Source organism: Acinetobacter sp. KB005 (genome assembly GCF_049949095.1).
GTDB classification, from domain to species: Bacteria; Pseudomonadota; Gammaproteobacteria; order Pseudomonadales; family Moraxellaceae; genus Acinetobacter; species Acinetobacter calcoaceticus.
Map to the genome: position 1 here is coordinate 118,084 of NZ_CP188191.1, position 19,313 is coordinate 137,396.

Consider the following 19,313-nt stretch of genomic DNA (forward strand, 5'->3'; position numbering starts at 1 on the left):
CTATTCAATTAAGAATGATAACAACCCCTTATGTCTTTACTCTTTTTAATAACTGTGCAAATTCGTATAAAGGAAGTCCTACCACATTACTATAACTTCCTTGAATTTGGGGAATATATTGAGAAGCAATCCCTTGAATTGCATATCCACCGGCCTTCCCAACAGGCTCTCCTGTGGTCCAATAATCTTCCATATCTTGCGTAGTCAGATGTTGGAACTCAACTTGTGTCTGTACAACCTGACTCAACATTTGTTGTTGAGTAGCAACACATATTCCAGAAAACACGTCATGCCAACGCCCAGATAATTGTTTCCATATTTCAAAAGCATGGCTTTTCGATTCAGGCTTACCAATTATTTGGCCATCCAGCCCTAGACTTGTATCGGCAGCAATAACAATTGCTTCTGGAAAAAGTTTTAATACAGCTTGTGCTTTTTCTCTAGCTAAACGTTCAACATACTGATGAACGAGTTCATTCTCATGAACAGATTCGTCAATATCAGGGCTATAGATTTCAAAATCCAAACCCAGTTGTTGCAACAACTCCTTCCGACGAGGAGAGCTAGATGCTAAAACTATATTCGCCATTTTGCCAAACAATAATAGACGATTGGCCAAGTGATGATACTTGTCATTAATGGTTGCCAGTGTCTAGCAATCGAAAAATGAATTCCACCCATGGTCTGGGTTACCCACATAAACGCTAAATGAGCAATAATGACCAGAGTTGCAATCGTCCATAAATTACCAAAGGTTAAGATACGGCGTTCACGAATTAAAAAACGTGTAAGAAAAGTCATAATTACAAAGCTTAAGGCATTGAGACCTAAAGGTGCATCAAGTAATAAGTCTGTAAAAATCCCCATTCCAAATGCAAACCAGACCCCACACCACGTTGGCTGACATACCACCCAAAACAGCATAATCATCAACATGAATAATGGGCGCCAACCTGAAATATCGTAGGACAGCGGGTAAACCATGAGCACAGAACCCACGATAACGGAGATAATAATCCCCCATAATGGATCTTTGCGCTTTTCTCGTTTCAGTTTAGCGATTGGCATATGGCTGCTCCTTTGCTAATGAATCCGAAAAAAGTACAACTACATGGTGTCCTGTTGCTAATTGTGCTGCTGGTGTTACATCAATTTCCGCAAACTCACCTGAGTTATGACGTTTGATTTTGGCAACCGTACCTACTGCATACCCTGCTGGGAAATGTTCACCCAAACCTGAGCTAAACACTTTATCGCCCACTTGAATATTCGCACTAGTCGGCACATATTCCATTTTCAAACGACCCAAATCACCTGTACCAGAAACAATCGCCCGCATTCCAGTGCGTTCAAGACGTACCGAAAGTGAATGTTCTTTATCTGATAACAACATTACACGTGAGCTATGAGGATATACATTAATGATCTGCCCCATAATTCCCTTATCATCCAGAACCGTTTGACCGACTTTTAAATGGTCCATAGAGCCACGGTTAACAATGATGATATGACGTAATGGGTCTGCATCTGTCCCGATCACTTCTGCAATCTCCATACGTCCATCAATAATTAATGGCGTATCAAGGAGACCTCGCAAACGGGTATTTTCAGCAGATAGTTCAGAAAGCTTCTGTAAGCGGACTTGAGCTTGTAAAAGCTCAGCCTGCATCGCAGTATTTTCACGACGCAGTTGTGCTTCAGATTTTGTTTGCTGATTCAGCCATTCTCTCGACAGTACTGGATAACTGGCCAATGCATAAATTGGGTTATATGCAGCGTACAAGACATCCCTTGCTGGCTGAATCACATACGGCATGCGCCAATCAAAAAATAGCACAACCAAGCATGTAATGACCGCAATAATAAACGAGCGGAAAGATGGCGGCTGTCTTGAAAAAATATTCGGTTGCACCGCCTAATCCTTAAACTTAACCAACAAAAAGCATGTCATGGTTCGGATTGTCAAAGAACTCCAATACTTTACCACCACCACGGGTAACACAAGTAAGAGGATCTTCAGCAACCACAACTGGTAAACCAGTTTCTTGAGCTAACAATTTATCGAGGTTACGAAGTAACGCACCACCACCTGTCAACACAATACCACGCTCGGCGATATCAGAAGAAAGCTCTGGAGGAGTTTGCTCAAGTGCTGATTTTACTGCGCTTACAATGTTTTGTAACGGATCAGAGATTGCTTGAGTAATTTCGTCAGAAGTTACAGTAATCGCACGAGGTACACCTTCTGCAAGGTTACGGCCACGTACTTCGATTTCTAATGTTGTGCCATCAGAAACAGCCATACCTACTTCTTTTTTAATAATTTCTGCTGTGGTTTCACCAATCACGCAACCATGAGCTTTACGAACATAATTGATGATTTGCTCATCAAAAACATCACCACCGATGCGTAAAGAGTCAGCATAGACACAACCTTGCAATGAAATAATTGCAATTTCTGTTGTACCACCACCAACATCCACAACCATAGAACCACACGCCTGTTCAACTGGCATACCTGCGCCAATTGCAGCAGCCATAGGCTCTTCAATCAAACGAACATCACGTGCACCAGCATTAAATACTGCTTCACGAATCGCACGACGCTCGACCAAAGTTGATTTACATGGTACACATACAACCACACGAGGTGCAGGTGGGAACAAACGTTTTTCGTGAACTTTACCAATAAACTGATTTAACATGGTTTCAGTCACTTCAAAATCCGCAATTACACCGTCTTTCATTGGACGAATTGCAGAAATATTCGCAGGTGTACGGCCTAACATTTGTTTCGCGTCCAGCCCTACTGCAGCAACAATTTTTTGTGAACCACTGTGACGAATTGCCACAACTGTTGGTTCATTTAATATAATGCCGCGGCCTGGTGCATAAATAAGTGTATTTGCTGTACCTAAATCAATGGCTAGATCCGGCGAAAACAAGCCAATTAGTCGTTTTAGAATCACGGTTCGTTCTCAGTTAAACTTTCATGTGGATGCAAGGTGGCAACTTTAAACTAAATGTGATGATTTGAACAAGTCAATCGCTTATTATAACGCACGATATTTTGAAAATTTTTAATACTGATTAGGTGATGTTATGTCTACATCGGATGCACAGCATTCAGCAGATTTAAATGCACAAACAGTTTCAGCAATCGCCAATCTTGCTCGATTGTCGCTCAATGATACGCAATCTGCTGAATATGCTCAAAGTCTAAATAAAATTTTAGGCATGATGGAAACCTTAAAAGGCATTGATACTGAAGGCGTAGAACCTTTAAAGAGTCCTTTTGATAATCCTCAACCTTTACGTGCTGATGTGGTAACTGAAAGCAATCATCGAGATGAGTACCAAGCAGTTGCACCCGCAACTCAAGATGGTTTGTATCTTGTTCCTCGCGTGATTGAATAACTTTTACTCAATTAACCCATCTTCCCTATTTTGAATGTAAAGAAATTTTACTCATGACTGATTTACATCGCTTATCAATTCGTGAACTTGCTGAGGGCTTAAGCCAAGCGAAGTTTTCATCTCGCGAACTGACTGAACATTATTTGCAACGTATTGCGAAACTCGATTCACAAGTTAAAAGCTATGTGACGGTTACACCTGAACAAGCGCTTCGCGACGCTGATGCGGCTGATGCTGTATTAAAGGCAGGTAATGCAACCGTTCTAACGGGTATTCCTCTTGCTCATAAAGATATCTTTTGTACCAAAGGTATTAAAACAACTGCTGGTTCAAAAATTCTAGACAACTTCATCTCTCCTTACGATGCAACTGTTGTGGAAAAAACTAAAGCAGCTGGTCTTGTCACTTTAGGTAAAGTGAACATGGACGAGTTTGCAATGGGCTCAACTTCTGAAAGCTCGTATGTTGGTGCAACCAGCAACCCATGGGCACTTGATCATGTTCCTGGTGGTTCATCTGGTGGCTCTGCTGCGGCTGTAGCGGCTGATTTAGCGCCTTTTGCAACAGGTACGGACACTGGTGGCTCAATTCGCCAACCTGCCTCTTTCTGTGGCTTAACAGGCTTAAAACCAACCTATGGTCGTGTATCTCGTTTCGGGATCATTGCCTATGCATCATCTTTAGACCAAGCAGGCCCTATGGCACGTTCTGCTGAAGACTGTGCTTACCTGATGAATGTAATTGCAGGCCATGATGCAAAAGACTCGACTTCGGTTAAAAAAGAAGTTGATGACTACGTTGCGAACTTAAATGGCACATCTGTAAAAGGCTTACGTATTGGTATTCCTAAACAGTACTTTAACGTTGCAGGCTTAGATGCAGACGTAAAAGCACGCGTTGAAGAGTCTTTGAAAAAGCTTGAAGAAATGGGCGCAACGCTTGTTGAGATTGATCTCAATATGACTGAAGCTTATGTACCAACGTATTACCTCATCGCACCAGCAGAAGCGTCTTCTAACTTGTCTCGTTACGATGGTGTTCGCTATGGCTACCGTTGTGAAAACCCAGCTGACCTGATGGATCTTTACAAGCGTTCACGTTCAGAAGGTTTTGGTCCAGAAGTACAACGTCGTATCTTAATTGGTACCTATGCGCTTTCTGCTGGTTATTACGATGCTTACTATGTAAAAGCTCAAAAAGTACGTCGTTTAATTCAACAAGACTTCTTAAAAGCATTTGAAAATGTGGATGTGATTGCTGCACCTTCTGCACCAACGACTGCTTATAAAATTGGTGCAAACTTAAGTCCAACTGAAATGTATTTAGGCGATATCTATACACTTGCAGTGAACTTAGCAGGCTTACCAGCGATTAATGCTCCTGTTGGTTTTGACAAAGACAGCTTGCCTGTCGGCTTACAGTTAATTGGTAACTACTGGTCAGAATCACAATTATTGTCAATTGTTCATCAATACCAACAAAACACTGACTGGCATACCAAACGTGCGGCAATTGCTGAGGAGAATGCATAATGGCTGAAGCTCAAAAGTTGAAATTGATTGACGGTTGGGAAGTCGTTATTGGTATCGAGATTCACACTCAGCTTGCAACCAATTCTAAAATTTTCTCTGGTTCATCTACTGAATTTGGTCAAGACCCAAACACGCAAGCAAGCCTTGTAGACTTGGCAATGCCAGGTGTACTCCCTGTTTTGAATGAAAAAGTGGTTGATCTTGCAATTCGCTTTGGTTTAGGTATCGATGCATACATCGATCAAGCATCTGTGTTTGCACGTAAAAACTATTTCTACCCAGATTCTCCAAAAGGCTATCAAATTAGCCAAATGGATAACCCGATTGTTGGCTTAGGCCACATCGACATCCAGCTTGAAGATGGCACAACCAAACGCATTGGTGTAACTCGTGCTCACCTTGAAGAAGATGCGGGTAAATCGATTCATGACCAATTTGAAGGTATGTCTGGCATTGACTTAAACCGTGCTGGCACACCTTTACTTGAAATCGTTTCTGAACCTGACATGCGTTCAGTTGAAGAAGCAGTGGCATATATCAAATCAATTCACACACTTGTGCGTTGGTTAGGTATTTCCGACGGTAACATGGCTGAAGGTTCATTCCGCGCAGACTGTAACGTGTCTTTACGTCGTCCGGGACAGCCATTTGGTACACGCTGTGAGTTAAAAAACCTCAACTCATTCCGTTTCATCGAGCAAGCGATCAATGTTGAAATTGAACGCCAAATGGAAATTTTGGAATACGGCGGAAGCATCGACCAAGAAACACGTTTGTTCGATCCAAACAAAATGGAAACGCGTTCAATGCGTTCGAAAGAAGAAGCGAACGATTACCGCTACTTCCCAGATCCAGACTTGTTACCCGTGATTATTGCAGATGAGCAAATTGAAGCTGCTCGTGCTGCGCTTCCAGAGCTACCTGCTGCACGCCGTGCACGCTTTATCGCAGACTTTGGTGTAACTGAGTACGATGCACATGTACTTACGCTCTCACGCGAAATGGCAGACTTCTATGAGGCTGTTGTGGCTGCTGCGGGCGGTGCTGCACAAGGTAAAGTATCTGCAAACTGGGTGATGGGCGAATTCTCAGGTGCGTTAAACAAAGCAAACCTAGATTTGGCTGACTCTCCTGTTTCTGCTGAACAGCTTGGCGGCATGATTGCACGTATTGTGGATAACACTATTAGCGGTAAGATTGCAAAACAAATCTTTGGCTTTATGTGGGAATCGGAAGGTAAATCTGCCGATGACATTATTGCGGAAAAAGGCTTAAAGCAAGAAACTGACACTGGTGCGATTGAAGCAATCATCAAAGAAGTACTTGCAGCCAATGAAAAAATGGTTGAAGAGTACAAGTCTGGTAAAGAAAAAGCCTTTAACGGTCTTGTAGGTCAAGTCATGAAAGCATCTAAGGGTAAAGCCAACCCTGCTCAAGTGAATGAATTAATGAAAAAATTGATTGGTTAAGCTAATTCAATTTTTAGAAAAACCCGCTTTAGAGCGGGTTTTTATCTATTTAAAAATGCAATCAATCCAAAATAATTTTTAAGCTAAAACCATGCTGATAGGTTCCCCATGATAAATAAATTACTTATTACGACTTCTTTATTATTAATAAACTCGACACTTTTTGCTCAAACTGTTCCAGTTCCAAAGAATGAAGTAGCATCTATTTTTAAAGCTGCAAATTTCAAAAAAACAAAAAATGGCTGGGCAGGAAATTGCAATCAGGGTGAAATTATCATTTATAACGATTTAAATGGTGATGGCCGTAAAGATGCCGTTATTCAAGATAGTAGCAGTATGTGCTATGGGAATACTGGCGTTGGCTACCATATTATTTCACAACAAAAAAATGGTAAATGGAAACAACTATTTAGTGACTCTGGCATACCTACCTTTTTGAAAACTAAAGGCAAAGATGGTTGGCTTGATATTGAAAATGGGGGGCCAGGCTTCTGTTTTGCTATTTATCGATGGAATGGTAAAGAGTACATCGTCAACCGTTATGAATATGAAGGTAAAGCTTGCGAGTTATAAAAAAACAGACCTGATAAAATTAAAAAGTCTCGATTTATCGGGGCTTTTTTACATCACTTATGAAACATCCTTCGACTAAAGAATGCACTTTTTTCTAAAAAATGACACAGTGACTGTGCTAATTTAAATTAAGAATTTAGATAACTTATATTTTAAAAAAAGAGAGATAAATCATGTCTAAAAAGATTTTAATGTTGGTCGGTGACTACGCTGAAGACTATGAAACTATGGTTCCTTTTCAGTTTTTAACTGGTTTAGGTTATACCGTGCATGCTGTTTGCCCAAATAAAAAAAACGGCGACCATATTGCTACTGCTATTCATGACTTTGAAGGTGACCAAACCTATAGCGAAAAACGCGGTCACAATTTTGCCATTAACTATGATTTTGAGGCGGTTAATACTGAAGACTATGTAGGCTTAGTCATTCCGGGTGGTCGTGCACCAGAATATTTACGCATGAATGAACGTGTTATCGAAATTGTGCGTGAGTTCGATAGAGTGAAAAAACCAATTGCAGCGGTATGCCATGGCGCTCAGTTACTTGCTGCGGCAGACGTACTAAAAGACCGCTTGTGTTCGGCTTATCCAGCATGTGCTGCCGAAGTAAAATTAGCTGGTGGGCAATACGCAGATATTACCGTGACCGAAGCTGTTACGGATGGACATTTAGTGACTGCGCCTGCGTGGCCTGCACATCCAGCTTGGTTAGCGCAATTTGTGAAAGTTTTAGGTGCGACGATTAGTATTTAGAGAAGTAAAGCATCAAATGAAATCTGTACAAGATAGCTTGATCTTGTACAGACAAATTTTATTCTATATTCAGTGAACATATTCCTAGTTGAGCCCTTCAAGCTGCGCATCGCACCCAGCCCACTCATTTATATTACGTAAATACTTTAATGGTTTAAGCTCAATTCTTTCACCATTAGACAAAATTTCTTGAACCTCCAAGGAACATTGAGCACCACCTTTATGATCAAGCAGTTCATAGTTCTTGTTTGAAGCAAACTTATAAATGGCATCTACACTACAACCACGTAATTCTGCACCTGTGTGATAACTTTTATATGCACTTAAAGCAATAAAACGTTCTGCTGGTATTTTAAATTCAGCAAATTGTTCGTTTTTAGGTGGATAAGGCATATTTAACGTTTTAGGTTTGTAGCGAATGTCACCACCTAATGCACCAATACTTTCAACTTCTGGTGACATCAAAAACTTGGGTTGCATCGAGGTCATACATCCATTTGGATATAATCTCACACTGAAATTTTGACCTTGTTGTATACGAATATTACTTGCTAAATTCGCTGTTGAATCTTGATATAATTTATGGCCTATTAGTTTTTTTGATTGGTTCACAACACCAGCAGTGCACCCTGCAAGCAGCGTAGCTAAAAGAATAATCAGTATTTTTTTCATAGGTTTATAAGAATGAACTAAAATTTGATGCAAATTTTAACAAACAGCATTACTTATACAAGGTATACGCACTGCTATTTTTTAATTTTCTCTATTTAAAGGATTCATAGAGGACAACTTCAAATTACTTCCCTCTTAACATCCCCAACTTATTCCAAATCTCTGGTGTTAAAAACGTTGTCACTAATTTATTTAAATCGATATAGCGTAATGTACCCTGCAACTGCTGTTTAACTGCGGGGTCTTTAACAATATCTTCGCCAGCACTTTGACCTAACTGCTGAAAAGCCTCTCCAACAGCCTTAACACCTTCCGCTTGAATCACAGCTTTGGTTTGGGCAGAACACTGCTCTACAATCACCCGCTGTAAAACCTGTGCCAGTTTTTGATCTAACTGATCTTTTTGCTCGGGTGTTACATTACTAAATGCTTTTAAGTCTGGATGGGCAGCTAAAGCCGTAAATGTCCATTGAAGTACAGTGGTCTTGTCTGAAGTGGTTGTGGCCTTAACTAAACAGTCACTCAACTGATCGACCGTTGGGCCAGCCATCGCAATTTGTGTTGTACCTAGTACAGCAACAGCCATACAAACTGAACGGCTCAAATGTGAAAACTTACGGCGGGCAATCGCATAAACATGACGTGACATAGGTGTAGCTCCAATAAACAATCTGTTCTTTGTATCACAGAGCGAGTGGAGTTACCTGTTATGACTCTGTAAATCGTCTACTTCTTCAAATTTATCAACTGATTTAATCCTTAACCCATTCCAGCATAATTCCATGTTTCAGGAATGCTCGGTTGTTCTGGTGCTTTATTTAAGTCAATATTTAAGTTTCTACTGCCCTTATATGATTTCTCACCTGAATCTGAGGCTGGTGATACACCTAAGCTATAACGATAGCGGAATTGCCACAATAACGGTTTGATTGGACGAATATCCAGACTTAAAGAATCCTCATCATGACAATTCCCTTTGGAACTTTCATAGTCTTGCTCAGAAAAACAGGCTCTGATCATCCGACTAAAACTAAATGCATAGTTCGCAATAAACTGGTGGGGCTTTCCAGAATCAGTTAACTCATAAAAACTAGCACGCTCAATATTTGCACCGCCTCCTGAATACATTTCAGAAAATGAGTCGATTACAGCAATGGCATAACGGTTTTGCGTCATAGGAAAAAGCTTGGGAAAAATAAATTGCCCATCAGATGTGCCTTCCTTTTGATTAGAAATATCTACATGCCACTGTCTCAATACTTTGAGCCCCGCCGCAGAGTGATTAAATTGAATAATATCGCTACCTGACAGAAGCCATAACTTCTGATCTGCTGTTTTTAAAACCCGCCATTGATCAGGATGCTCACAAATATTTTTAACTTGTATACAAACTTGGTCCTGCTCATTTTGGCTTAATTGTGTTTTTTTAAACTCTAAAATATCTAAAGGTGCAGCAAAAGCAAGATTGGCAAAACAAGCAAACATTGCAGCCACAACCAAGAAAGCTATCTCTATTTTCCTTTTAATCATTTATTCTTTTCCTAAAAATATTTTTAGTCGACCACTAAGCTATTTGACAATAGACTCAATTTTATCAAGCTCCCACACGCCCCCTGCTGCCAAGCCTTTGCACATGCCTGTCCACATATCTTTCGTATGTACAAACTTCTGACCATCCCACACCCATTCCTCGCTCGCCCAGCAATCTCCAACACCTCTTCCCTTTTGAGCACTACTAATAATGCCACTATCAAAATCAGAAGCTGTTTCTGTCACAAACGTTGCTTTACCAGTCAAAGACTCATCAAGTACCCAAGCACCATACCCTTCGTTATAAGCACCTCTCCAACACAACGTAGTCGCCAGAACTTTATTATTGGTCAATTTATATAGCTCGATTTCTTGTGGTTCAGCTCCATCACTACTACCATAGATTCCTTCACAAAATCCTTCTTCTTTTGGGTTCGTTTGAGCTGACATTAAACTATGATAAACAGATTGATACGACTTACTTTTTGGTTGCAACGTCAAATATGGCTTAGCCGCTGTTTTGACATGCTTTACAATTAATTTGGGTTGGGCTGCCAACACTTTTGATTCATTAGCAGGCCCTTTTTTGACCAAAGCACCAACAGTTCCGATACGCTTCTGAAAATCATCCATTTTTAGCAACACAGCAGTCATTCCTGCATCGGAAATGGTCCATTCATGCTGCGCATTTTTAAATATAATTTCAGTTTTCTGCTTTGACTGCTGGAGTAAAGCGTTGATCTGTGAGTTATTCAGTTTCCCCATTAATGGCAGCTCGACACCATCCACAGTGACAGTGCCTAAATCTTTGCCATTCACATAAAAGTGGATATTTTTAAGCTGACTTGCAGGCAAGCTTTGCTCATAGTCTGATAAAGCAAATTCAGCCTGTACAGATTGCTTTGGGCCAGCTTTACGTACTAATAGCAGCGACGCTGGATTATCACCATTTTCTTCACTTTGATAGCCTGCGGCTTTACATGTACCCGTATTGCTACACGAGATTTCCCACTCTTGATGTGAAAATGAAATGCCTTTTATGTCTTGAGCAAAACTATAAGAACTCATTAGTGCTAAACAGCAGATTGAAAGCATTTTTTTCATTTTTTCATGTCTCTATAGATCTGTTTTTATTATTAAGTTAAAAACAGTATAAAATTTTGGGTTACCGTCTAGTTTAAAAGAATATGCTAGGTTGATAGAAAATTTAAATGATTACTTTTTAAAAATGAAAAAACTATATTTTTTACTATGTGTCACGTTAGTGAGTACAGCTTCAATTACACATGCCGAAGTAAAAAGCTTTACTCCCTATTTCCCAAAGTTTTATAGCTCTGCTGCAACCCGCAAAGCAGATAATCAGTTCTACGCTCTCGGAGAAGCAAAATTTTTAAATGGTATTACCGTGCCATTTTATGGTGTTACTGCGCTGAGCCCAACAGATGATGGTTTGCTTAAAGATTTTGAAAAATGCACACTAAAAAATTGCCGCTTTAATTTTAAGCTTGATGCTCAACATGCCAAGCAGCTTAAGCTTCTTGCACTACCTGAAACAGGGTTAGTGCTTGTACCTAGAAATTGGCAAGATGTGCAAGCAAATGCAGGTGCCAACGGTAGTGGTTTTGCTCTAATAATGAGTCCAGATCAAAAACAAGCAATAGAACTTTATGACTCTTCATTTTGTGTTGGATGTGGATTGCCAAATGCAACACTCTACTTTCCTGAACTGTTAAAAGAAAGTATTGAAAATGAGTTTGGTGGATATAAAGACCCTAAAAAACTGATCAATATTGTTCATCCCTCTAAAAAAATAGCTTTTTTTAGTTATCAAATTCCCCAACTCAATAATAAAACACATGGTATTGCGAAATATTACGACGAAGACACGTTTAACTATAAAGAGATTCAAGTGACCTTAGATAAATCGCAACAATCTTTAGTTGGCCCTATTCTCAACTTTTATAACGCAACTCATTAAACCAAAACTCATAAAAAAACCCGCTTTCGCGGGCTTTCTTTTATTTGTGTAGTATCGATTCAAAGGCTTTTAAACGCTTATAAATTGAAAGTAGTTCAATAATTGTTTTCCATGAACTAATTAAATATTGGAAAGATTCACGTACACGTCCAAATACATTTGCAATTTGTTGAATTAAACCTAATGTGAGCTTACCAGCAGCAATTGATGGGAAAAGGACAACCAAGTTATACAAAATATCAAGTTGCCCATACCAAATCGCTGTCATATTAAAATATGCATAGTGGAAATAAAGTCGGAAATAGTTTTTACGTACGTTACTGAATAACTCACGTAAGGTAGCGGGTTTTGCCCGATCTACGTGGTCTTCACCATAAACCAATTCCTTACGATATGCCGCCTCTACTTTCTGATTATTAAATTGAAGCCCTGGTAACTTTACACCTACTACCATTAATAAGACGGTCCCAAAAATTGACCAGACTATTGCCGCCCATACTAAAGAATGATCTAACTCTCCAATAATTGGTAATGTAGGAACGTATTTAGACAGTTGGAATAAAATAGGTAAAAAAGCAATAAGTGTAATAATTGCCTTTACCAGCTCAACACCCAAATCTTCCAAAATAGTTGCAAAGCGCATGGTATCTTCTTGCACACGCTGTGAAGCACCTTCAACGTGACGTAGCTTTTCCCAGTGCTCAGTGTAATATTCATTCATTGCTGTACGCCAACGAAATACATAATGGCTGGTAAAAAAAGCATTAATCACGGCCAGAGTTACAGCCACCATTGCAATATAAAGAAACACTAAGGTCTCGCTATAAAGTGCCGAAAGATTTCCCCCACCATTCGAAAGCATTTTTTGAATTAAATCCCAAAATGGCACATACCATGCATTAATCGCAACACTGACCTGAACAGCAAACCAGATATTAAACAAAATAAATGCCGAGCCCCATATAGACCAACGCTGCCATGGGTTATTGGAAATAATTTTCCAAAAGCCAGCAAAGAGAGCGGTAGAGACTAAAAACCAAAGATAAAACCATAAAAAAGCAGGTGACCAAAAACGGTTTACACCAACTGGTAATTCAGCTTCAGCATAACCATGAGGAAAGCCTAGATACTCACCCCAGTGATCTCCGCCTGTGTACCAGAGCACCATATTTAACGCGAGCCAAATGACCGCAGATATAAAGAAATATCGTGGTGATGGAAAAAATGATTTGAACATTGAGCGCGGATATCCTTATATTTCTTCAAATTTACAATGAGGAGAATACTAAAACCTAAACCTTAAAATTGTGAAGGATAAAGTTTAGAGAATTGTCAGTTTTTCTCGTTTCATTGAAGGATTTGATCGTTTTTTTGTAAATTCATCCCTTTTGGCAATTTAATCCATTTAAATTACCTTGTATATGACCCTCGATAGAGCCATATACGGCTTTTATAACACAGCAATTTCAGAGATTAAATCTCTTCTTTACGAACAATATAGCCTTCCAACTGCATTGCCTGAATGAGCAGATCTAGGTCTGAAGCGCTTTTAAGCTCAACGTCAACACTCACGGCACTTTCTTTCGCACGGCTTGTTGCCGCAAAACGCTCATGGCGAAGTTCATAAATATTACCGCCTTGCTCAGCAATAATTGCGGTTAAACGAGCTAAAGCACCCGGATTATCTGGTAATTCAACACGAATACGAACCATACGCCCTGTACGCGTTAAATGACGTTGCAATACTGAAACCATAACGCGTGTATCAATATTGCCACCAGACAGCACTACACCTAATTTATGGCCTAAAAATAGATCTGGACGAGACATAATCGCAGCAATACCTGTCGCACCCGCCCCTTCACACACTGTTTTTTCAATATTGAGTAACAGCGCAATTGCCTCTTCAATCATGTCTTCAGTGACAACGACAATATCGTCGACATATTCTTTAGCAACTTGAGTCGTAAGCTCACCCGGAGTTTTTACCGCGATACCTTCAGCAACTGTAGAACCCATTGAAACTGCATGCTGATAATTGCACAGTAGTTTTGCCATACTTGGGTAAACGACTGATTGCACCCCAATAATTTTAATCTTTGGATTTATGGCTTTTGCAGCAATCGCAATACCTGAAATTAGGCCACCACCACCAATAGGCACAACTAAAATGTCTAGATCAGGTACAGCTGCAAGCATTTCAAGCGCAATTGTTCCTTGACCTGCAATAATTTCTGCATCATCGAATGGGTGGATAATCGTTAAAGATTCTTCTTGTGCAACACGGTGCATTTCAGCAGCAGCTTCTGAGAAGTCTTGTCCATGTAAAATCACTCGTGCCCCATATTCACGCACTCGCTGTACTTTTACATTAGGCGTAGATTTCGGCATCACGATGGTCGCTGTTACCCCTGTGCGCTGAGCATGATACGCTACGCCTTGCGCATGATTGCCTGCCGAAGCTGCAATAACACCATGTTGTTTTTCTTGGTCAGATAAACACAACAGTTTATTCAGTGCCCCACGCTCTTTAAAAGAAGCTGTAAATTGTAAGTTTTCAAATTTCAGCCACATCTCAGCCCCTAAGGTTTTAGAAATGGTTTCTGAGAAAACAAAAGGAGTTTTTACGACTAAACCTTCCAAACGCTCTGCGGCAGCATGAACATCATCTAATGTTGGAAACCCATTTTTAACCTGTTGCTGTATCATTTATCTAGTCAGCCTCAATACATTACAAATCAATTATTTTTAAAAAATGACCTCAATATTTCATATTAGTCATCAGAGTTTTCAGCATATCCAACATGTACCTAATATACAAAAATTTTTATTCCAAAAATTAAGGATTTAAACTCGCATAAAAAAAGCCCTGCTCAGGCTTTTTATTTAATTTTCAAAAGATTAACGTTAAATTATTGGGTTTGTGCGCTCAAGCCATCCGTAGATAGATTTTGTTCAGCTATTTTTTCATCAATAGCAAATTGAATATCGGAAAGTTTGGCATTAGCTGCATCTATGCCAGATTTCATAGTGGCTTCACGACCTTTCACATCAAAAATATGCGCTTTTTCTCTTAAATCTGGCTGAATAACAACATCCGCATATTGTAATTCTTCCGCTGCTAGACGACCTTGCATAATATTAATATTCTGGTTAAACAGCCCCCAGACATTCGATGTTTCTGTGTAAATAGGCTGAGCTAAAATATCAACAGCAATAATGACATCAGCACCTAAATCGCGAGCGACTTCAACAGGTACAGGGCTCACTAAACCACCATCGACATATTCAGATTTACCGATTTTAGTCGGTACAAACATACTGGGAATTGAAGCCGAGGCTCTTACGGCTTGCCCAGTATTGCCATAGTTAAACACAGTTTTAGTGCCATGCTTTAATTCGGTTGCAACCACATACATTGGGATTTTCATTTTTTCGAGTGGCATGTTGTTTACTTGCTCGTTAACGTAGTTTTCTACTTTTTTGCCATCAAAAAAACCTTTTAGTCCGATACTAATATCACGCACATCGCCAGCTTTCATTTTTAATGCAGTATCACGTAATTCAGAAGGACTTTTACCACTTGCATAAAGTGCTCCAACAATACTACCAGCACTGGTACCTACAATAAAATCTGGTCGAATACCATGTTGTTCCAAAACCTCAATGACACCTATATGAGCATAACCTCGTGCTCCACCGCTCCCCAATACGAGCGCAACAACTGGACGTTTTTGCTGTTTTTTAATTCGTGCAAATGGCTGATCGACAGAGCGAGCATAAGCCTCCGCTGTTTGCGGTTTTAGAGCAGCAGACAAGTGTGTAGTGGTCTGGCATCCTGCCAACACCATAGAGAGTCCGAGAACCCACAATTTAAGCTGTTTCATGGCCTATATTCGCACTATGAGGTTTAAGTTCGGATTGCAATTTTAGTTGCTAGTCTTGGGAAAAGCTGTATCGAATTTATTTAATTTGTCATGTTTAAAATTTAGACTCAAGTATTTTATCGATCCCCCTATGAAAAAGGCCCCTTATTTATAAGAGGCCTTTTTTTAACTTACCAGATATCTGAATCAACTTTTTTCTTCAATTCTGGATACTTATCAATTTTAAACTCAGGCTCTTTAATGCCTTTTTTCAATTGTTCACGGTAATCTTTCAATAATGTACGTGCCATCGGCGTTAACAATAAGATTGCAATCAAGTTAATGGTTGCCATGATACCCATAAACAAGTCAGCCATAGACCAAACGAGTGGAACACTACCAATCGCACCGAAGTACACCATCACCAATACAAAAATACGGAAGATGAACATTACTTTCGGATTGTTATTAATAAACTGTACATTACCTTCTGCATAGGCATAGTTACCTAGTACAGCTGAATAACAGAATAAGAATAATAGAACTGCAAGGAAGTCTGAGCCCCAATGTCCAACTTGAGTTTCTAAGGCACGTTGTGTTAATTCAACACCGACAAAACCCGCATCTTGGTAAACGCCAGAAACCAAAATAATGATTGCAGTACTTGTACATACAATGAAAGTATCTACAAATACACCGAGCATTTGTACCAAACCTTGGTTTACAGGATGTTTTACATCAGACGCAGCCGCTGCGTTTGGTGCAGAACCCATACCTGCTTCGTTAGAGAATAAACCACGCTTAATCCCTTGCATCATTGCCATTGACACTGCCGCACCAAAGAAACCACCTGCTGCAGAATTAAAATTGAAAGCTTCAGTCACAATCAACTTTAAAATATCAGGCAAAATTGCATAGTTACTAATTGCAATATATAGAGCAACGGCTAGGTAAAGACCTGCTTTTAAAGGTACAAACATCTCTGCAAATTTAGCGATACGCTTAATACCACCAAAAATTGCTAATGCCACTAAAACTACAAGAGCAAGGCCAACCCATGAAATTTCTAGATCAACACCACCGAAATGAGCAATAAGATTAGCTTTGTCCCAACCCCAAGCATGTGAAGATGCATTAGCAATCGCATTGATTTGAACTGAGTTGAATACAAAACCGTAGGTAAAGATCAATGCAAGTGCGAAGACCACACCAAAGGTTTTACTGCGTAAACCTTGAGTAATATAGTAGGCTGGTCCACCGCGGAACTGTTTAGTCTTACTATCTCTAACTTTAAATAGCTGAGCAAGCGTAGACTCAATAAAAGCAGAGCTCATACCAAGAACAGCTGTTACCCACATCCAGAACACTGCACCAGGACCACCAATTGCGATGGCAATTGCTACACCAGCAATATTACCTACCCCAACACGGCTCGCAAGGCCTGTTACAAACGCCTGAAAAGGTGTAAGACCATGCTCATCTTCGCCTTCTGTACGACTGCTTTTCATCACTCTGATACTTTGCAAGAACATGCGAATTTGCACTGCTCCTGTTAAGACCGTATAAAAAACACCTACAGCCAGCAAGAAAATAACCAAAAAGTCCCATAAAGGATCATTAAAAAATTTTACCCACGACATCAGTGTGGCATTGAGTTGTTCATTCATACTCGGTCCGCTTACGTTCCTTGCTAATGTGCTAAAAGCACATGCCAAAATACTGCAATAAACAAAAAAGCCCCTAGAAACCGGGACTTTTCAGTAAATTCAAGAAAAAACTTTTAATGTCAATTGAATAGCAATTATCGTCACAAGTTTAAGCAACATCATGCCCAACACTAAGCCTTTGAAGGTTGCATGAGAGAAAGCGACCTTCAGACAAAATAATATCATTGCACTACTGAAAATTTCCGCTTTTGGAAAAACAGTATGCATCGACTCAGCTACAAACTTGGAAACTAACAAATGACCACCGCTAAATAAACTCGTCTAATGATTCCCATCAATTAAGCGAGTTATACAAAATCTGGATTTAAGCCAATAAGCATATTTACATATACTTTTGAGCAAATGTCTAAACTGGATATAAATTTCAAAGACTGTAACAAGCGATCGCCATAACGCGACTATCTGCGCCCTTTTCTCCATGATCAAAGAAGAGTGCGTTTAGATCTGTACTAAGCTGTTGTATTTTTTGTGGCTCAGTAGCTGCGTGAGTTACGTTCATTTTCATGGTTGCAATGGTAATCGCCAATCCTTGTTTCATGAACTGCTTGTTGATGAGTGGTAGACTCATGTAAAGCTCCTATACCTCGTGTATTTCTCCATTTCTGCACCTAAATCCTTTTTGTAAAGGGATTTTGTTTGCAGCCACTATTTCCTAACGTGAGTATGGAGAAATCATACCTGCGTAAAAAAGTCGGTATTATGCAGAAATTTAAAGTTTTGTGTATATTTTTCATTAAAATTTTATATAAAAAATGGTCATATTTTATATAAAACTACCCGTTTTGTACTGTTTTTAAACATATTATACCTTTTTTTCAATTGAATGTTTTTCACCCACTCACTGTTATGCTTTTATTTTTATAACCGACAAAATCATACTATTTTGTCTATTTAAATCTAAAGTGGCATATTCGAATTATGATTAATCAGACAATATGTCTAAACTAATTAAATTATCATACCTGTAAGAATATCTCTTTTCTAATATTTTTTGCTTATAAATGAAGTACTTTCAAAACATGAAATTAAGCTTCAAAAAGTATGAAAATATTTAAGACAAAGATATAGGAGTATCTCATGAATCTGGAACAAGTTCGTCTCGTTGATGAAGCTATCACTTCTCGACATTCTGTCCGCGCTTTTTTAAATACTCCAATTGAGTCAGGAGTTATTAAAGATATATTACAAGTCGCAAGTCGAGCACCTTCTGGAACAAATACTCAACCGTGGAAAGTCTATGTAATAACAGGCAACAAGCGTAATGAAATGGTTGAACGTGTCTGTGCAGCACAAATCGAAGTTTCAAAAAACCCGGAACTTGCAGAACAATATAAAGAAACTTTTGCCTATTACCCTGAAAAATGGATATCCCCTTTTATTGACCGCCGCCGCGAAAATGGTTGGGGACTCTATGGTCTACTCGAAATTAAAAAGGGAGAAAAAGAAAAAATGGCTGAACAACAGTTACGTAACTTTAAACTGTTTGATGCACCAGCTGGCCTTTTCTTTACAGTAAATAAAACCATGGGAATCGGGTCTAAAATGGATATCGCAATGATGATCCAAAACGTGATGGTTGCTGCCAAGGCACGAGGTTTAGATACATGCCCACAAGCAGCTTGGAACCATTTTCACCCTATTGTTTTAGATATCTTGGGTGCATCAGATGATGAAGAGCTAGTTTGTGCAATTGCGTTAGGTCATGCTGATCCTAATCACATTGTAAATACCTTCATTACACCTAGAGAACCTGTCGAAAATTTCGCAGTTTTTCTAGACGAATAAGATCTAAGTCGC

21 protein-coding genes are annotated in these 19,313 nt (G+C 39.4%); 7 read left to right on the forward strand and 14 right to left on the reverse strand.

Going from position 1 to position 19,313, the window contains the following annotated elements; genetic code table 11:
- Window positions 1-28: 28 nt before the first annotated feature.
- Genes ACPF64_RS00580 through ACPF64_RS00595 form a run of 4 tightly spaced genes read right to left on the reverse strand, consistent with a single transcriptional unit; the run spans window position 29 to window position 2,969 of the window.
- Entirely contained in the window at window positions 29-589 is a 561-nt protein-coding gene (locus ACPF64_RS00580; RefSeq protein ID WP_005049963.1) for a Maf-like protein, read from the reverse strand.
- The gene (gene mreD, locus ACPF64_RS00585; RefSeq protein WP_003655328.1) at window positions 577-1,068 is read right to left on the reverse strand and encodes a rod shape-determining protein MreD; all 492 of its coding nucleotides are present in this window, start codon (window positions 1,066-1,068) and stop codon (window positions 577-579) included. Before mreD ends, ACPF64_RS00580 begins: the two co-directional genes overlap by 13 nt.
- Entirely contained in the window at window positions 1,055-1,912 is an 858-nt protein-coding gene (mreC, locus tag ACPF64_RS00590; RefSeq protein WP_004639055.1) for a rod shape-determining protein MreC, read from the reverse strand. The genes mreD and mreC overlap by 14 nt, the downstream gene beginning before the upstream one ends.
- A 16-nt stretch (window positions 1,913-1,928) precedes the next feature.
- Complete coding sequence (locus ACPF64_RS00595) at window positions 1,929-2,969, reverse strand: rod shape-determining protein (protein WP_004789315.1); 1,041 nt, start codon at window positions 2,967-2,969, stop codon at window positions 1,929-1,931.
- A gap of 133 nt (window positions 2,970-3,102) precedes the next feature.
- Here ACPF64_RS00595 and gatC point away from each other — a divergent pair, with 133 nt between their 5' ends.
- The 5 genes from gatC (at window position 3,103) to ACPF64_RS00620 (ending at window position 7,743) form a co-directional block, all read left to right on the forward strand.
- A complete protein-coding gene (gatC, locus tag ACPF64_RS00600; protein WP_000107699.1) occupies window positions 3,103-3,417 on the forward strand; it encodes an Asp-tRNA(Asn)/Glu-tRNA(Gln) amidotransferase subunit GatC in 315 nt (104 codons plus the stop codon).
- Window positions 3,418-3,470: 53 nt separating this feature from the next.
- The gene (gatA, locus tag ACPF64_RS00605) at window positions 3,471-4,949 is read left to right on the forward strand and encodes an Asp-tRNA(Asn)/Glu-tRNA(Gln) amidotransferase subunit GatA (RefSeq protein WP_426455154.1); all 1,479 of its coding nucleotides are present in this window, start codon (window positions 3,471-3,473) and stop codon (window positions 4,947-4,949) included.
- Complete coding sequence (gene gatB, locus ACPF64_RS00610; RefSeq protein WP_426455156.1) at window positions 4,949-6,418, forward strand: Asp-tRNA(Asn)/Glu-tRNA(Gln) amidotransferase subunit GatB; 1,470 nt, start codon at window positions 4,949-4,951, stop codon at window positions 6,416-6,418. The genes gatA and gatB overlap by 1 nt, the downstream gene beginning before the upstream one ends.
- Before the next feature lie 108 nt (window positions 6,419-6,526).
- Window positions 6,527-6,991 (forward strand): hypothetical protein, encoded by a 465-nt coding sequence (locus ACPF64_RS00615; RefSeq protein WP_416660417.1) that lies wholly within the window; start codon window positions 6,527-6,529, stop codon window positions 6,989-6,991.
- Between the two features lie 173 nt (window positions 6,992-7,164).
- Window positions 7,165-7,743 carry a DJ-1/PfpI family protein gene (locus ACPF64_RS00620; protein ID WP_426455158.1) on the forward strand — a complete coding sequence of 193 codons (579 nt, stop codon included), beginning with the start codon at window positions 7,165-7,167 and terminating at the stop codon, window positions 7,741-7,743.
- A gap of 84 nt (window positions 7,744-7,827) precedes the next feature.
- Here the strand turns inward: ACPF64_RS00620 and ACPF64_RS00625 are convergent, their stop codons facing one another.
- The 4 genes from ACPF64_RS00625 to ACPF64_RS00640 form a co-directional block, all read right to left on the reverse strand.
- A complete protein-coding gene (locus tag ACPF64_RS00625; RefSeq protein WP_171252348.1) occupies window positions 7,828-8,415 on the reverse strand; it encodes a hypothetical protein in 588 nt (195 codons plus the stop codon).
- A gap of 124 nt (window positions 8,416-8,539) precedes the next feature.
- The gene (locus tag ACPF64_RS00630) at window positions 8,540-9,064 is read right to left on the reverse strand and encodes a hypothetical protein (protein WP_056483336.1); all 525 of its coding nucleotides are present in this window, start codon (window positions 9,062-9,064) and stop codon (window positions 8,540-8,542) included.
- A 110-nt stretch (window positions 9,065-9,174) separates the two neighbouring features.
- Window positions 9,175-9,945 carry a hypothetical protein gene (locus ACPF64_RS00635; RefSeq protein WP_426455161.1) on the reverse strand — a complete coding sequence of 257 codons (771 nt, stop codon included), beginning with the start codon at window positions 9,943-9,945 and terminating at the stop codon, window positions 9,175-9,177.
- Window positions 9,946-9,984: 39 nt separating this feature from the next.
- Window positions 9,985-11,049: a DUF1176 domain-containing protein gene (locus ACPF64_RS00640; protein ID WP_426455163.1), complete on the reverse strand. Its 1,065-nt coding sequence runs from the start codon at window positions 11,047-11,049 to the stop codon at window positions 9,985-9,987.
- A gap of 124 nt (window positions 11,050-11,173) precedes the next feature.
- Between ACPF64_RS00640 and ACPF64_RS00645 the strand changes: the two genes are divergently transcribed.
- Window positions 11,174-11,923, forward strand: a complete 750-nt coding sequence (locus ACPF64_RS00645; protein WP_426455165.1) for a DUF4850 domain-containing protein — start codon at window positions 11,174-11,176, stop codon at window positions 11,921-11,923.
- A 40-nt stretch (window positions 11,924-11,963) separates the two neighbouring features.
- Here the strand turns inward: ACPF64_RS00645 and sbmA are convergent, their stop codons facing one another.
- From sbmA to ACPF64_RS00675, 6 genes are all read right to left on the reverse strand, one after another.
- Window positions 11,964-13,160, reverse strand: coding sequence for a peptide antibiotic transporter SbmA (sbmA, locus tag ACPF64_RS00650; protein ID WP_426455167.1), 1,197 nt, complete (start codon window positions 13,158-13,160; stop codon window positions 11,964-11,966).
- A gap of 236 nt (window positions 13,161-13,396) precedes the next feature.
- Window positions 13,397-14,632 carry a threonine ammonia-lyase gene (locus tag ACPF64_RS00655; RefSeq protein ID WP_045435365.1) on the reverse strand — a complete coding sequence of 412 codons (1,236 nt, stop codon included), beginning with the start codon at window positions 14,630-14,632 and terminating at the stop codon, window positions 13,397-13,399.
- Between the two features lie 203 nt (window positions 14,633-14,835).
- The gene (locus tag ACPF64_RS00660; protein ID WP_003655311.1) at window positions 14,836-15,810 is read right to left on the reverse strand and encodes a patatin-like phospholipase family protein; all 975 of its coding nucleotides are present in this window, start codon (window positions 15,808-15,810) and stop codon (window positions 14,836-14,838) included.
- A gap of 170 nt (window positions 15,811-15,980) precedes the next feature.
- The gene (locus tag ACPF64_RS00665) at window positions 15,981-17,456 is read right to left on the reverse strand and encodes an alanine/glycine:cation symporter family protein (RefSeq protein ID WP_080027713.1); all 1,476 of its coding nucleotides are present in this window, start codon (window positions 17,454-17,456) and stop codon (window positions 15,981-15,983) included.
- Window positions 17,457-17,555: 99 nt separating this feature from the next.
- Window positions 17,556-17,696, reverse strand: coding sequence for a hypothetical protein (locus ACPF64_RS00670; RefSeq protein ID WP_132071758.1), 141 nt, complete (start codon window positions 17,694-17,696; stop codon window positions 17,556-17,558).
- Window positions 17,697-17,880: 184 nt separating this feature from the next.
- Complete coding sequence (locus ACPF64_RS00675; RefSeq protein WP_005036353.1) at window positions 17,881-18,084, reverse strand: hypothetical protein; 204 nt, start codon at window positions 18,082-18,084, stop codon at window positions 17,881-17,883.
- A gap of 509 nt (window positions 18,085-18,593) precedes the next feature.
- Between ACPF64_RS00675 and ACPF64_RS00680 the strand changes: the two genes are divergently transcribed.
- A complete protein-coding gene (locus ACPF64_RS00680; RefSeq protein ID WP_209831947.1) occupies window positions 18,594-19,301 on the forward strand; it encodes a nitroreductase in 708 nt (235 codons plus the stop codon).
- Window positions 19,302-19,313 lie beyond the last annotated feature (12 nt).